At 30.5% G+C, this 14,405-nt stretch carries 14 protein-coding genes and 1 pseudogene; 9 read left to right on the top strand and 6 right to left on the bottom strand.

The window, feature by feature from the left end; genetic code table 11:
- The first annotated feature begins 181 nt into the window (after positions 1–181).
- Genes flgI through NOVO_08210 form a run of 6 tightly spaced genes read left to right on the top strand, consistent with a single transcriptional unit; the run spans position 182 to position 6,468 of the window.
- A complete protein-coding gene (gene flgI, locus NOVO_08235) occupies positions 182–1,291 on the top strand; it encodes a Flagellar P-ring protein precursor (GenBank protein AIL65975.1) in 1,110 nt (369 codons plus the stop codon).
- 52 nt (positions 1,292–1,343) lie between these two features.
- Positions 1,344–1,670, top strand: a complete 327-nt coding sequence (locus tag NOVO_08230; protein ID AIL65974.1) for a Rod binding protein — start codon at positions 1,344–1,346, stop codon at positions 1,668–1,670.
- Entirely contained in the window at positions 1,663–2,121 is a 459-nt protein-coding gene (locus tag NOVO_08225; protein AIL65973.1) for a hypothetical protein, read from the top strand. The genes NOVO_08230 and NOVO_08225 overlap by 8 nt, the downstream gene beginning before the upstream one ends.
- Before the next feature lie 8 nt (positions 2,122–2,129).
- On the top strand, positions 2,130–4,979 hold the full coding sequence (gene flgK, locus NOVO_08220; GenBank protein ID AIL65972.1) for a Flagellar hook-associated protein 1: 2,850 nt from the start codon (positions 2,130–2,132) through the stop codon (positions 4,977–4,979).
- Between the two features lie 32 nt (positions 4,980–5,011).
- Positions 5,012–5,926 carry a flagellar hook-associated protein FlgL gene (locus tag NOVO_08215; GenBank protein ID AIL65971.1) on the top strand — a complete coding sequence of 305 codons (915 nt, stop codon included), beginning with the start codon at positions 5,012–5,014 and terminating at the stop codon, positions 5,924–5,926.
- Between the two features lie 38 nt (positions 5,927–5,964).
- Complete coding sequence (locus NOVO_08210; GenBank protein ID AIL65970.1) at positions 5,965–6,468, top strand: flagellar assembly protein FliW; 504 nt, start codon at positions 5,965–5,967, stop codon at positions 6,466–6,468.
- A gap of 13 nt (positions 6,469–6,481) precedes the next feature.
- Here the strand turns inward: NOVO_08210 and NOVO_08205 are convergent, their stop codons facing one another.
- On the bottom strand, positions 6,482–7,144 hold the full coding sequence (locus NOVO_08205) for a hypothetical protein (GenBank protein ID AIL65969.1): 663 nt from the start codon (positions 7,142–7,144) through the stop codon (positions 6,482–6,484).
- A 772-nt stretch (positions 7,145–7,916) separates the two neighbouring features.
- Here NOVO_08205 and groES point away from each other — a divergent pair.
- Positions 7,917–8,216 (top strand): molecular chaperone GroES, encoded by a 300-nt coding sequence (groES, locus tag NOVO_08200; GenBank protein ID AIL65968.1) that lies wholly within the window; start codon positions 7,917–7,919, stop codon positions 8,214–8,216.
- Positions 8,217–8,245: 29 nt separating this feature from the next.
- Positions 8,246–9,895 (top strand): molecular chaperone GroEL, encoded by a 1,650-nt coding sequence (gene groEL, locus NOVO_08195; GenBank protein ID AIL65967.1) that lies wholly within the window; start codon positions 8,246–8,248, stop codon positions 9,893–9,895.
- 181 nt (positions 9,896–10,076) lie between these two features.
- Here the strand turns inward: groEL and NOVO_08190 are convergent, their stop codons facing one another.
- Positions 10,077–10,208 carry a hypothetical protein gene (locus NOVO_08190; GenBank protein ID AIL65966.1) on the bottom strand — a complete coding sequence of 44 codons (132 nt, stop codon included), beginning with the start codon at positions 10,206–10,208 and terminating at the stop codon, positions 10,077–10,079.
- A 166-nt stretch (positions 10,209–10,374) separates the two neighbouring features.
- Between NOVO_08190 and NOVO_08185 the strand changes: the two genes are divergently transcribed.
- Positions 10,375–11,457: a hypothetical protein gene (locus tag NOVO_08185; protein ID AIL65965.1), complete on the top strand. Its 1,083-nt coding sequence runs from the start codon at positions 10,375–10,377 to the stop codon at positions 11,455–11,457.
- A gap of 90 nt (positions 11,458–11,547) precedes the next feature.
- On the opposite strand, the pseudogene NOVO_08180 reads toward NOVO_08185, so the two are convergent.
- The 4 genes and pseudogenes from NOVO_08180 to rpsT form a co-directional block, all read right to left on the bottom strand.
- Positions 11,548–12,455 (bottom strand): annotated as a pseudogene (locus tag NOVO_08180) (Transposase IS116/IS110/IS902 family protein; disrupted).
- Positions 12,456–13,316: 861 nt separating this feature from the next.
- Positions 13,317–13,712: a preprotein translocase subunit YajC gene (locus NOVO_08170; protein AIL65964.1), complete on the bottom strand. Its 396-nt coding sequence runs from the start codon at positions 13,710–13,712 to the stop codon at positions 13,317–13,319.
- A gap of 64 nt (positions 13,713–13,776) precedes the next feature.
- A complete protein-coding gene (locus NOVO_08165; GenBank protein ID AIL65963.2) occupies positions 13,777–14,046 on the bottom strand; it encodes a Flavinator of succinate dehydrogenase in 270 nt (89 codons plus the stop codon).
- Positions 14,046–14,309 (bottom strand): Ribosomal protein S20, encoded by a 264-nt coding sequence (gene rpsT, locus NOVO_08160; GenBank protein ID AIL65962.1) that lies wholly within the window; start codon positions 14,307–14,309, stop codon positions 14,046–14,048. The genes NOVO_08165 and rpsT overlap by 1 nt, the downstream gene beginning before the upstream one ends.
- Between the last annotated feature and the right edge of the window lie 96 nt (positions 14,310–14,405).

Genomic DNA, 14,405 nt, shown 5'->3' with positions numbered 1-14,405 from the left:
AATTAATAAACAGTTTTTTAACTGTAGTTTTATACTGTTGCTATATTACATAATGTATATCTATATATACAAATAAATACATTATTAACTATTTTTATAAATTAATAAATCCTAATTTGGCACGAAATATGCGTAGTATAAAATTATGAAAAAAAATATAATATTATTACTTATAAATATCATGTTAACTTTGAGTTTGTATTTATTACCTATACCAACTTATGCTGTTACTACGCGTATTAAAGATATAGTATATGTAGAAGGCGTAAGAGATAATATATTGGTAGGATATGGCTTAGTAGTTGGATTAAGTGGTACAGGCGATAATCTAAATAGCTCTGTTTTTACTCAAAAAGGACTCGTAGATTTTCTAGAAAAACTAGGTGTTAATATTAAAGGTATGGGAAATTTAAAGCCCAAAAATGTCGCAGCAGTTACAGTAACCTCAATACTGCCGCCCTTTGCACGCCATGGCAACCGTATTGATGTTTCCGTAAGTGCTCTCGGTGATGCCAAAAGTTTACAAGGTGGCACATTACTCGCTACTCCTTTACTTGGAGCAGATGGAGAAGTTTATGCAGTTTCACAAGGTCAAGTTTCTCTAGGAGGGTTTGTTGCAGATGCCACTACTCCCGGCGGAGGAAGAAATACTATCACTAAAAATACAGTTACTAATGGATTTATTCCAAATGGAGCTATAGTTGAAAAAGAAGTTAATTTTGAATTTAATAGTATGTCCTCAATTAAACTTGCATTAAAAAACCCTGACATTTCAACTGCTACCGATATTGCCACCACCATCAATCAATCTATGCAATCAAATATAGCAAAAACTCTTGATCCTGGCACGGTAGAACTTTTAATACCAAATATTTATCGGCAGAATGTAATGGGATTATTATCACAAATTGAAAAGCTCCAAATTATCCCTGATTACCCGGCAAAAATATTAATAGATGGTTCTTCGGGAACTATAGTTATGGGTGAAAATGTACGTATTAGTCCTGTGGCTATCTCTCAAGGTAATTTAGTGGTTGTTATTCAACAGAAACCTGATGTTTCGCAGCCGCCGCCTTTTGCGCCTCCAAGCGCTCAAACAGTGGTAGTAACCGATACAACAATAGATGTTAAGCAAACAGGGAAAGGGCTAGCTGTGCTAGAAGAAGGTAGTACCTTGCAGGAAGTAGTAGATGGCTTAAACGCTTTAGGAGTTGGGCCACGCGATTTAATAACTATTTTAGGAAATATTAAGGCAGCAGGAGCGCTGCAAGCGAGTATAGAAACTAGGTAAAATTATCCAGATGGGTAATTTTTGCCTATTAAAATTTAACAGGTAATACATTATGGATACAACTATAAATTATAACTATATTCCTAATGAAACAAATAAGCGCATATTAGAGCATACTAATAAGCTACATACCGCTAATCAAAATAATAAAATAGAACAAGTCGCTAAAGAGTTTGAAATGGTGTTTTTAGCAGCGTTAATTAAACCTGTTGTTGAACAAGCAAAAGATCCTTTTCTTGGAGATAGTAGTGCAGGTAAAATATACCAAGATTTATTAGTTGATAAATATAGTGAAATAATCGCTGAATCTACTCCTTTAGGCATTAAAGAAAAAGTAGAAGATCTTCTTAAGTTACAGGAGGCATACACCCATGAATAATTCTTTTACAAGCATCCATACCCTAGATAACATAGTTATAGAATTAATAAGTATAAGTAAGAAATTAGTTAAACTTTTAAAAAAAGAAAATGAATTGCTTGAAGATTTTACATTTAAATCAATAGCAAGATTACAACACGAAAAAACAGAGTTAATGACATTGTTTGAGCAATATAAATCGTCCTTACTAAAATATGACAAGGAAGAAATATTAGACAAAAAATTATTAAAAAAACTTAAAAATATTAATACAATATTACAAAAATTAATGTCAGAAAATAAGGAAAAATTGTCATATTCTCTATCAATTAATTATAAAGTTTCAGAATTAATTAAAAATATTATTCTTATAAATACAAATAGACAAGCCACTTATGATAAAAGTGGCTGTTACAATAATAAAATATTTGAAATATCACCTATTTCTTTTATAGAAAAAAATTCAATATAGGAGTTATTATGTCTTCTACTCTAATTAATAGTTCTCTTGCTAGTATTGATACGGCAAAAAAATCTCTAGAAGTCATTTCAAATAATATAGCCAATGTTAATACCAAAAATTATTCGAAACGCTCTGTCAAGCAAGAAGCTTTAATTATATCTAATAACGTCCAAGGAGTAAAAATCTCTGGTATTACTAGAGATATTGATCAACTGTTAATGGATAGTGTAAGAGATGAAGGTTCATCTTTAGCTAGTTTAAAAACTCTTAATCAATATTATGAGCAAATCCAACTTATGGTTGGAAAGCCTGATCAAGAAAATACGCTAACTGCTACAATGAATCAATTTTTTTCGGCATTAAGCTCGTTAACCACTTCACCTAATCAAACTTCGTTACATTTAACTGTTGTACAACAGGGTGAAACTTTTGCTAATAACCTTTCTAGTTTAGCACAGAATTTACAAGAATTACGCCATACAGCAGATAAAGAAATTTATAATAGCGTAAATAGTATTAATAATATATTAAAAGAGTTGGCTCACTGTAATGATGCTTTAAATAATTTAAATAATATAGGTGCTGACAATACCAGCATTCTAGAACAGAGAGATACGTTACTTAGAAATCTAGCAGAACATTTAGATATTTATACCTATTACAATAAGTCTGGAGCGGTAGCCGTAAATGCGGCAGAAGGTAAAGCTCTTTTAGATATTTCTTCTTATAGCCTTAATTATAGCCCCACTATTGCAAAGGAAGCTTTTATAAATAATAATATCATGAGCCCTGTGACCATAACCGCAACTGACTCTAACGGTAATAGACAGAAAAACTCAGAACCAGTAATTTTAGTGTCAAGCGGTTATGGTGAATTAGGTGGTCAAGCTAGTACTGTTGAAACTAGTATTAAATCTGGTAAAATAAAATCCTTATTAGAAATGCGTGACACTATAATACCAAAATTCTTGGATGAATTAGATAATCTAGCTTATGTTTTTGCTCAAGAATATAATAAAATCCATAATGATGGTAGCAGTTTTAAAGCAGCTAAAGAACTTACAGGCACAAGACCCCTCACATTAAATGAAACCCATAAATGGGATGGAGAGGTGATGATAGGCTTAGTCAATAATGAAGGCCTACCTTTAGAAAAAGCTGATACTACACCTCTAAAACCACTTACCCTTAATTTATCTCATATAAGAAGTGATACAATAGATGGAGAAATTTCTTCTAAAACTATCATCGAAGAAATTAACCAATATTTTTACCACAAACAGATCAATAATCGATTAGAATTAGGTAATTTGGATGATATAAAAATGGTTGCCTATAATAACCTTAGTACAACTCCTAATGGTCAGTTTACATTTGATTTTGAATTAGACAACAACAGCCAACTTGACTCTAGTTTTAAAGTGTTAGCAGTTACAGTAACTGATCCTGGATGTGCAGGACTTACAAGCACTTTACCAGGATATTCTTTAATAAATGCAGGGGATATAAAACGTACTTCTCATCCAATTACAGTAGATTTTGCTGGAGGCGCAGGAGGACCTTATACTATAAATGTAGCACTGGAAGTACAAGATGCAAATGGAAACTCTTCGGTGGCAAATGTAAGCTTTATTATAGATGATACTCCAGCAAACCCTGATATTGAAAACTCTAGATACGTTGCAAGTAATGTTTTATCTGGTTCTGCTCAAATTATACCAGCCGGCACCACACAAGGTTTTGCTTATGCAACTTTAGTAGATAGTGAAGGTAATGAAATTACAGATAATAACATGCCTGGTTTTTTACAAATTAAAACCCTGGGTGCTGGATACCACTTATCTATTAGTGAATTAACAAGCCAAGAATTAGGTATAATCCAAGGCACTCGTACTAATTTCGCAAGTAATAAGGGTTTTTCTGGTTTCTTTGAACTTAATGATTTTTTTATACGTAACCCAGAAATGAATAAAAATAATAACCACTCTGCTGTTCATAACAGCGCTATTAATCTTGCTATTCGTAAGGATATTATTAAGACTCCAGATTTATTATCTGTGGGCAGATTAATACCAACTCCTGCTAGAATGGAAACACAACTTCAAGGTTATGAAAAAGCAGAAGCAACTTTAATTTTTAATGGTAACCCTGCTATTAATGATACTATCACAATTAATGGACAAACTTTTACCTTTGATACCATAAGCTCAAATAACACTATTGAAGTAGGAGCCACTTTAGCTGATACTTTAAATAATATCACTCAAATATTAAATGCTGAAAATATTTATACTGCAGGTACTGTAAATAATGCTGTTTATGAACAAGAGGGAAACAATACATTACGTATTACTTTTAAATCAGCTGGAGAAATTGGCAATAGCTTCATGATTTCAGCAAATTTTGCTACAATTACAGCCAGTCTTAATAATGAAACATCTAGTAACATGCCTATTGGTACTTTACTAGGAGGTAGTAATATCAACCAAGTAGTAGAGGTTATACCTTGGACCTATCAATTAAGTGTAAGTACTAACCAAACTATAGCAGAGTTATCAGAGTTAAAAAATAATCGTATAAATTTTTTACCAGCTGGTAACTTAACTAGTACCACAGTAAATTTTAGTACATATATTGAAAATATTATTACTGTGAATTCGAGCTATGCTGCAAAGAATACAAATAATCTAAAAAATGAAGAAATATCTTATAAAGGTTATTTAAATAAGCTTTTATCAGGTAGTGGTGTAAACTTAGATGAACAACTAGCAGATACTATAAAACAGGTAAAAGTTTATAATGCCTCATCAATGATGATTAAGCTATCACAGGAGCTGGATAGTTATTTACTTAATCTTCTTAGATAATTCTTATTATTTTAAATAAAGGAGTATAAATTATGAGCACAGATTCTATAGGTTCAAATTTTGTAATGCAAAATATGATTCAAAATTTTATTAACCTGCAAAATGATTATACAGAAAAACAATTAGCTGTCAGTAGTACTAAGCACTCTAATAATTATGCGCAATTGTCAGATAAAGAACAAGCTAATATATTCATGGAATTACAAACTAACATAAGCAAATTATCAGATTATACCAATAATAATGGCACTATCATGAAAAAACTTAATACCATGCATAAGGCTTTAAGTAATATAGAAAAGATTGCACAAAATACTAAAGCATTATTAACGCAAAGAGAAAGTGTTAATGCACCAGCTATGCATCTTGAACAAGACATTAGATCCAATTTAGCATTAATTAGAGATAATTTGAATATTTCACTTGGAAATGAACACTTATTTGCCGGAGGTAGCACTAACACTACTGCTGTAGGAGACATAATTAACATTTCCAATATTATTGGTGATAAGATTTCAGCTAATTATTACATTGGAGATAATTTTACTCTTAATATACAAGCTAGTGATTCCTTAAATATTGAATATGGCGTTAAAGCAAATGATCAAGCATTTCAAACTTTAATAGGTGCCCTCCATACTGCTATTAAAGGTGATCAAGAAGATGATATAGCTACCAGACACCAAGCCAGTGATATGCTTGACCAGGCAACTCTAGATATAAACAATCTAGTTTCCACACTTGGCAATCAAATGAAAAATTTGGAAAATATAGAAAAAACCAATAAAGATCTAACTTTCTATTACAATAAAGTTATCAATGATATGGTTTATACAGATATACCTTCTACTATGATTGAAATTAATAATGATATAGCAGCTTTAACCTCAAGTTATAGCTTACTAAATAAATCTTCTCATTTATCTCTTGTAGACTATTTAAAGTAAATATCTAGGCGAGTTAAATTATTTGGAGTATAAAAATTATGAAATGTCCTGCATCTATCATCGAAGATACTAATACTATTCATGAAATGTTAGGAAATAATATAAAATTTATCCAGAGTAGATTCGGTATTATTAAAATCAATTTAGATAAGACTATATTATTTCCAACGGGATTACCTGGTATTATCGACAAAAAATTCTGTTTAGCACACTTACCTAACAAAAAATTTGAACCATTTAAAGTACTACAATCTATTGAAAATGAAAAATTAGCATTTATTGTCTATCCTTTAGATAACCTAGAATTAATTGATCATAATGATATTATAGCATGCTCTAAACTCCTTTCTATTGAAATAGAAAATATGGTAATATGTTTAATCACTTCTATATATTATAATAGTAACTCTACTACTCCTAAAATCACAGTAAATTTACGAGCACCTATAATCATAGATTTGCATAAATACTTAGCTGTACAACATATATTTTCCCATGAAAAATATAATATACAACATGAATTACTATTTACGCCTAATTAATATTAAATTATAATTAGGATATTATACATTGATCTTTTGCTTGCCCATTACGCTCTTCTATCAATCTCCGAACATGGCTAGTTTGTAAATCTTTTTCCTTAGTTATTCCAATATTTAAATTATTTGCTATATTTTGAGCAACATTTAAAACAGGTTCTATTATACCTAAAGAATCTTTATATTGTTTTTCCAACACAGGATCATAAACACAGCCATTAGCAATTTTTGAAGCAACTGCATATCCGCCTAGAGCTCCCATTAAGCCAACTAATGGTAATGCATAAATGGATCCCAGCCCTTCACCAGTTACCGTAACTATTGCACCAATTATACTAAATGCTTCTGTAATTATAGTTCCAGTCATAGTAAATAATTTTTCTATACCTTGTTGAAAGATCATAGCTGCAATTGAGCCACCTATCATAGTTAAAGATATATGTCTATTACGCTCTGCAACATTAAAAATATTGATAGCCGCATAATGGAGGTAATCACGATACTTCTCTCCAATTGGTAAAAAGAATATTGTATCTATCATATCATGGACAAAATTTCGTAATGGTGATGGTATATTTTTATAGGTTTTTATAACTTTTTTTCTAAAGTTTTCGTGCTCTATATTTTTCCATTCTTTAACGCCTTCTTCAAACTTCATATTATTGTTGCTATTTTTCATAATACTATCCTATTCTTCAAATTAAAATACTATAGTTTCTTGATTTCAATTAGCATATGCGTTCTTCTCCACTAACCTAATACAAAGTAGGTTTCGCTCATCATTCCTATCTGCTAAGGAAGCTACAAAAACTATACAATAATTTTAAAATTGCTCTATAAATTTACAATATGTATTTTTTATTATTGTATAAAATTTATAGTAAAATTCTATATGCTATAGTCAATTGATTTGAATCTGGGACTCGGTGATAGCTGTGGCAATTTAAATATTGCTTTGTTGTTCGTTGCCTACAATAGTATTTCTACGCTTTCTGCCTCACGCCTCGTATTATTTTAAATTGCCTTTGCTATAGCTCAAAGCTTTGCTACTATTTGTAGGCTTAGCTTATCGCTCCTCATCAAATACAACTTAATTTACTATATATATACAAACAAGGTTTATGAGGTTTTATTTTTTATAGATAGCTAAAATTAGATACTCAGTAATATATGAATATAAGAATACTAAACAAAAAAATTATTACCCCCAAAGATAGGTATCTACTTTATCCTAATTTGATTTTATTACCTTGATTAGAAATTTTTTCTCTAAAAATTCAGATTTTTGTATGATAATAATAAAAATTGTTGTAAACAATCTTGACAGTTCACATCTACGTACTTATATAGTTTCTGTCTCGGAAAATAAAAAGCTTAAGCTTTAAGTATATTTTATAGTTGAGAATAAACGACTTAATAGTCACAATATTTAATAAAGATTGGAGGGTTAAATGGTGTCATTCAAGCCACTCGGTGACCGTGTTGCAGTAAAAGTTACCGAACAAGAAGAAAAAACTGTTGGTGGTATTATCATCCCAGATACTGCTAAAGAAAAACCAATGCAAGCTGAAGTTGTAGCAGTTGGGCCTGGAACTCGTGATGATTCCGGTAAAATACATCCTTTAGATGTTAAAGTAGGTGATATAATAATTTTTGGAAAATGGGCGGGTACAGAAGTAAAGATTGACGGTACAAACCTACTTATTATGAAAGAATCAGATATTATGGGTATCGTAGATTCTAAAAAATAATTTTAAAACTATAAGAAAGGAGCTTTGATATGGCTACAGCCAAACAAGTTGAATATAGTACAAAAGCACGTGAGTTGATGCTACAAGGGGTAGACGTAGTAGCTGATACTGTAAAAGTTACATTAGGTCCACGTGGTCGTAATGTTGTAATTGAAAAATCTTTTGGTGCACCTGAAATTACTAAAGATGGTGTAAAAGTTGCAAAATCTATTGATCTAAGCAATAAATTACAAAATCTAGGCGCTCAGTTTATTAAATCTGTGGCTAGCAAAACAGCTGATATAGCTGGTGATGGTACTACTACAGCTACTGTACTTGCGCAAGCTATTGCTAAAGAAGGTAATAAATATGTAGCAGCTGGTATGAATCCTATGGATTTAAAGCGTGGTATTGATATAGCTGTTGCAGCTGTTATTGAAGAAGTACAAAAGAAAAGTAAAAAAATCTCTTCACAAGAAGAAATAGCACAAGTCGGAACTATCTCTGCAAATGGTGATAAGGAAGTTGGTGTTAAAATAGCAGAAGCTATGAAAAAAGTTGGTAATGAAGGAGTTATCACTGTTGAAGAAAATAAAAGCTTAGGATTTGATGTAGAATTTACAGATGGTATGGATTTTGATCGTGGTTATCTTTCTCCATATTTTGTAACTAATGCTGAAAAAATGATTGTAGAGCTTGATAATCCTTATATTTTATTATTTGATAAGAAACTTTCTGGTTTACAACAAATGTTGCCTTTACTTGAAGCTGTAGTACAATCTGGACGTCCTTTACTTATTATAGCTGAAGATGTAGAAGGTGAAGCTCTTGCTACTTTAGTTGTAAATAAATTAAGAGGCGGTTTAAAAGTTGCAGCTGTTAAAGCTCCTGGCTTTGGTGATCGTCGTAAAGCGATGTTAGAAGACATAGCTATTTTAACTGGAGGTCAAGTTATTAGTGATGAGCTAGGCATAAAATTAGAGAGTGTAACCTTAAATATGCTTGGGAAAGCTAAACGCATCTCAATTTCAAAAGAAAATACCACGATCGTTGATGGTGCTGGTAATAAAGTTGATATTGATGCTCGTTGCAGTCAAATCAAAGCTCATATCGAGGAAACTTCTTCTGATTATGATAAAGAAAAATTACAAGAGCGTCTTGCTAAATTAGCTGGTGGTGTTGCAGTATTAAAAGTTGGCGGAGCTACTGAAGTTGAAGTAAAAGAACGTAAAGATCGTGTTGATGATGCTTTAAATGCAACAAGAGCTGCTGTACAAGAAGGTATTGTACCAGGTGGTGGTATAACTTTATTCTATGCTGCACGAGTGCTTGAAACATTAAAAGCAGATAATGATGATATTAAAGCTGGTATCAATATTGTAAAACGTGCTTTACAAGCTCCTCTACGTCAAATTGTTCATAATTCTGGTATTGATGGTGCTATTGTAGTTGGTAAACTTACAGAAAGCAAAGATGATAAATTTGGTTTTGATGCACAAAAACTAGAATATGTAGACATGATTAAAACTGGCATTATTGACCCTACAAAGGTTGTACGCACAGCTTTACAAGATGCAGCTTCTGTTGCTTCTTTATTAATTACAACTGAAGCATTAATTGCTGATAAACCAGATGAAGGCGGTAACAAACCTGCTGCTGGTGGAATGGGTGGTGCTCCAATGGGTGATATGGATTTTTAATCTTACCTCTTCATATAAAAAGTACTCTCTTTTTAAGAGAGTACTTTTTCATTTGTAGCTAACCTTATAATTCTTTGATTTTTTACTATGTTTTTATAGAATAAATACTAATCCATATATTGATTTGAATTAGCGTAAGACAAAGAAATAGTGTAAAAAATCAAAAATATTATCAAAGTGATTAAGAGAATTTCTGATCCATCGTCGATTTATTTAATTTAAATATTTTACAAGCTTCTTGTTTGACTATGCCTGCTTGAATAAATTCTACTACTTTTTTACGTAAATCTTTACTATAGGGACTTGTAGACATATTGCTTTCCTGAATAGTTTAAAAATCTGAGCTATCCCACAAAAAAATTATCGATCTCTGATTTTTCCTTAGATTTCTTGTAATAATTATTTTCATTTCTTTTTACTTTTAATTATTTCTTGACTTTATTTAATATTTATCAATTAATTAATAAATATAGTAAAAAATGATTACAAAAGATTTAGAAAATGAAATTTTAGAGTTAGAAGAAATAGAATATGAAGCAAACGTATTAAAGTTATTAACATTTAAATCAATCAATCAGGTTTCTTTATGTTCTGGTGTAGTAGATTTATTACTTTCACATACTTATTCAGAAATTGAGAGTTCGTCTCTTAGAGAAATTTATAATAATGCATACAATATTTCTCTAATTATTAAAGATATTTTGGATAGCCTCAGTATTAAATATGCTTTAGATGCAACTAATTTAAAATTGATTATATTAGGAAATAGTAAATATCAAATTTATTCAGGATATGAAGATTACAAGGGGATTTTAACCTCCACTCTTTCAGACTCAAAAGCAGAAATTTCAACATTTATTCATGAAATTGCCCATGCATTTTTTGATTTAATGTTTGAAAATGATAGCAATCCCTTTTCTATAGATAACTATGAAATTCAAAACATATATCATAAAGCCTTTAAAGATTTTTTAGTAAATATTGCTCATGATTTTCTTAGGATAAACTTATCTGAATCCGAAATTTATAATAATCATGTATATGATATTGCTCAATATTTAAAACAAAATAGCCTGCTAGATATTTTTGAGTTATGTTTAACGTATAAATATTATAAATTTTTTCCAAACAAGGAAGATGTTAATATTGCTTATAATAAATATCTAAACCACTCTACAAACTCCGAGCTTAACGTTGGAAATATGATTGAGCATTTATATGAATATGCTAAAACAAATTTAAACCGAAGCTTTTCTGAAGATGAGCTCATACTTTTGGGAAGAGTTGTAGATTTAATAGTAAACAGAGATATTGAAGACTATGATAGAGAATTAATTGTGAGATATCCTGAATTAAAAGTGCTTCAAATAAATTCTGAAGTCATGGAATATTTTCGCCCACTTGAAGAATTTTGGATAACGTATATAACTCCGGAAGTAGAAAAATTGAGAGATGTACATAATGCTGAGTGCTTTAATATATGCCAAATGGAAGCTGATAACTATCCAACCTGCAGTAACAATACTGGCTACATAATAAATTGTATTGATTGGAATTATTAACCTATCCATGATTTTTTATAAATATAGTCAATGGTGTTGAATAAAAAAAGCTCAGAAAGTAATTAGCCCCTTAAGTTGCCTGTAAGTTTGAGCATTGATAATGACTAACAGCTTGCGCATACAGGCAGTAATGGCTAGTTTGCTTGATTTACCTTTTGCTTTTAATCTAGAGAAAATTCTCTAATAGTTTGATTAAATCTGATAGCAGCAAGAGTTGCCATGTATAAAGCAGATCGTACAATTTTTCTACCACCTGTAATAGATCTTTTTCCTTTAAACATACCGCTATCTCTATTGATCGGAGCTAAACCAGCTAATTTGGCAATTTGATATTTATTTAACTTACCAAGTTCAGGTAAAGAGCTAATCAAAATAGCTGCCGTAACTTTACCTATGCCTTTATTTTTGGTGATAAGTTCTCTAATTTTGCTAAGATCTATATCATTTTTGAACAATGATTCTATATCTTGCTCTATCTCTTTTATATTTTCTTTTAGATAAGATAGGTGCTTTTTAATATTATTAGCAACACTAGTAGCAGGCTGCTTTTCAAGCCTATTATTTTCTGCAGCAATGATCTTCACCAGCTCTTCTCTTCTTTTGACTAAGCCAGCAAGCTCTAGTTGAGAGTTTGTTTTACTTTCAGTTAGTCTAGGAGAACAAGCTAGAGCATATTCAGCCATAACTTTTGCATCAAGATTATCAGTTTTAGCTAATATTCCTTTAGCTCTGGCAAAAGATCTAATTTTATATGCTTATACTAAAGAGGTAGGAAATTGATATTTAAATAAAGCAGCTAATATCATTTTTTCGTATCCACCAGAAGGTTCTAAAATTATAGAAAATATGTTATCTTTGATTAAAGAGAGCTCCTTTATTATAATCTTAATACCATCTTGATTATTAGCAAAGCGTTTAATTTTTTTAGTCTGGCTATGATATAGATCAAGAAAGTGCTTAGAAATATCAATAGCTATTGCAATGTTATTATTGTTCATGCTAAAATCTCCCTTATATGCGATCATTACGAAGATCAATCAATGGTTCGAAATTGCATTAAGCTGAAGGTGGTCAGACTATAGAACGAGCATAAAAGCTCTGCTTTTTAAACGACCATATCCTAAAGCAATCCAGTTACTGATCGATCAGTAACTGGATTATCATACTCCTTTATAGCATATCTATTTTATATACTATACTTCTTTCTGACTATCTGATCTTACATTACTTCAACATATAAGTTTTTTCAGTTGGATTAGCATATACGAATGATGAGCAAAACCTACTTTTGTTAGGTTAGCTAAGAGTGACGCATATGCTACTTCAAATCAAAAAACTATACCACTTTTCTTATCAGAAATTACTTTACCTATCTTTGACCAACCTTTTTCTTTTGTGATTGATAAATCAATCCCACTTTCATCTACATATACTATTTTACCTTTACTCCCGCCTCGTGGTTTCTCATCAACGGTACCTTCTCTGGTATGTCTAGAACACCATCTACTTACGCTAGCTGCACTAACTCTAAAAATTTCTGCCGCTGATTTTTGAGTGTTACCTGATTTTATTGAGATATTACTCTTTCTAGTAAATCTTTACTGTAAGCTTTTAGAGGCATTGCTTTTCATATTTTGTAATTAAATTGAGTTTTATAATAGATACTATTCCTTAATACAAGTTAATTCACTATAATTCATTAAAAAACTATATACACAGCAGCTTAATTTAATATGTTATATAACATTTAATTTATCTCTAATAAAAATATTATAGAAAATGAGAAAAATAATAAGAATTTTTTCCTTGAGATAAAATAGCTATTAGCCTTAATATATTAAGGCTAATATTTCATCAACTTATGAATTATTTTGTTGCTCTTCTTTGAGTTCTTTAATTTTTTCCTTTAATACCTTAGTATCTTTTTCGCGATCTAAAATTTCACTGATAGCTGATTTTATAAATTTAATTTTAATTTCAGGAGCAACTTCTATATATACTATCTTATCTTCTATTTTTGATACATGCCCGACAATGCCGCCAGTAGTCACCACCTTTTCACCTTTTTTCAATGAATCAAGCATAGATACGTGCTCTTTCTGCTTTTTGACTTGAGGACGTATTAAGATAAAATAGAAAATACAGAAAATTAAAATAAACGGTAGTAAGCTTGATAAATTACTTTGCTGTAATATATTCGAAGCTGATATTTGATTAGCTTCCTCAGCTATAGCACATGATATAAATGATAACATTTTTACTCCTCTATCCCTAAATTCCTTGCTATACTAATTTCTACAAAATTACCTATATACCTAATTAGATATAAGGTCTTTTTCTTGTTTGAAATTCTATTAATAAATGCAAAATTTTATTATTTTCTAACCTTAATGGCACTTTTTGACGCCCTATTATCCAATTAAAAATATCACTATCATCTTCAGATAATAACTCGTCATATTCAATAATACCATAACTATCTAATGAACCAATATTACGGGATGCAAAGCCACCCAATAATAAATCCATCTCTTTACACCCTCTATGCTTGCTTCTATATAGAAGCTTTTTCTTAATGTTTTGATCCATTAAGCTATAGCTTTAACTTGCTTTGATAATTTACTAATTCTTCTAGAGGCTGTATTTAAACTTAAAATTCCTTTAGTTACTCCACGCATAATTTCAGACTGAGCTTTAATAAATAAATCATGAGCTACATCTTTATTACCATCAGTAATAGCAGTTTCAACCTTCTTTATAAAAGTATGTATTTTACTTTTACGAGCACGATTAATTTTTATTCTTTTCTCGCTATGACGCATAGCTTTCTTAGCTGATTGATGATTTGGCATTTAAAACCTTCCTTAAAAACCTTTTAAATAAAGCATAACAAATAACTATTAAATCAATTTTTGTCAATAGACTAAAATCTCTATTTAATAGTTTTT

The organism is Rickettsiales bacterium Ac37b (assembly GCA_000746585.2).
Classification (GTDB): domain Bacteria; phylum Pseudomonadota; class Alphaproteobacteria; order Rickettsiales; family Arcanibacteraceae; genus Ac37b.
Note: the sequence above shows the minus strand (reverse complement) of the source record. Positions and strands in the feature narration are given on the sequence as shown.